The 1,027-nt window shown below is 58.0% G+C and carries 1 protein-coding gene; it reads left to right on the top strand.

Going from position 1 to position 1,027, the window contains the following annotated elements:
* Positions 1 to 1,027, top strand: a 1,027-nt coding sequence (locus K5Y32_RS24765; protein ID WP_222186141.1) for a ShlB/FhaC/HecB family hemolysin secretion/activation protein, incomplete at both ends; no start/stop codon positions are given.

Raw genomic sequence — 1,027 nt, forward strand, 5'->3', positions numbered from 1 at the left:
TGGTGCATGCCATTTCTGACTGGTATATGCAGCGCGGCTATATCACCAGCCGGGCATTTTTAATTGAACAGGATTTATCGCAGGGTGAGTTAATTATTCCGGTGCTGGAAGGGAAGCTGGACGCCATTCGTCTCGACGGCCAGCATCCGCGTTCATTACAGATGGCGTTTCCCGGTCTGGAAGGCAAGGTGCTTAACCTGCGCGATATTGAGCAGGGCATGGAGCAGATTAACCGCGTGCGCGCGACGCCGGTGCAGATTGAAATACAGCCGTCGCCTAAAGCTGGTTATTCGGTCGTCAATCTAACGGCCAAACCGGAATTCCCGCTCAGCGCATCGCTGGGGTTTGATAACAGCGGACAGAAAAGCACCGGCGTTGGTCAGCTCAACGCCTCGCTGACGGGAAACAATCTGCTGGGACTGGCTGACCGCTGGTTTATCAGCGGCGGGCGCAGCAGCGCCTTCAGCGACTGGCGTGATGCGCAGAACCTGCAGGCGGGCGTCAGCGTGCCCTACGGATACGGCTTACTCGATTACACCTACAGCTGGAGCAACTATCACAGCAGCTTCGTTAACAACGGCTTTACCTGGCTGAGCAACGGCGACAACGTGTCGCACCGGCTTAACGGTTCGTGGGTGCTGTTCCGTAACGGCGATATCAAAACCGGCGTCCAGCTCGGCCTGAATCACTACTCCAGCCACAACTATCTCAACCATACCCTGTTGCAGAGCAGCAGCCGCAAAATCACCAGCGCGCAGCTGGGACTCAACCACACGCAGAAAATCCTCGGCGGCGTCGCTACGCTCAACCCGACGTTCAGCCGCGGCATGCCGTGGTTTGATGCCGAAGATGACGCGGGAAAAACCGGCGATTTGCCCAAAGCACAGTTCCGCAAGTGGAGCATCAGCGGCAGTTTCCAGCGCCCGCTGGCTGACAAACTGTGGCTGCTGAGCAGCATTTACGGCCAGTGGTCGCCCGATCGGCTGTACGGCAGCGAACGCCTGACGCTGGGTGGCGAAAGCTCGGT

Source organism: Pantoea sp. DY-15, from assembly GCF_019795935.1.
Taxonomy (GTDB): Bacteria; Pseudomonadota; Gammaproteobacteria; order Enterobacterales; family Enterobacteriaceae; genus Pantoea; species Pantoea leporis.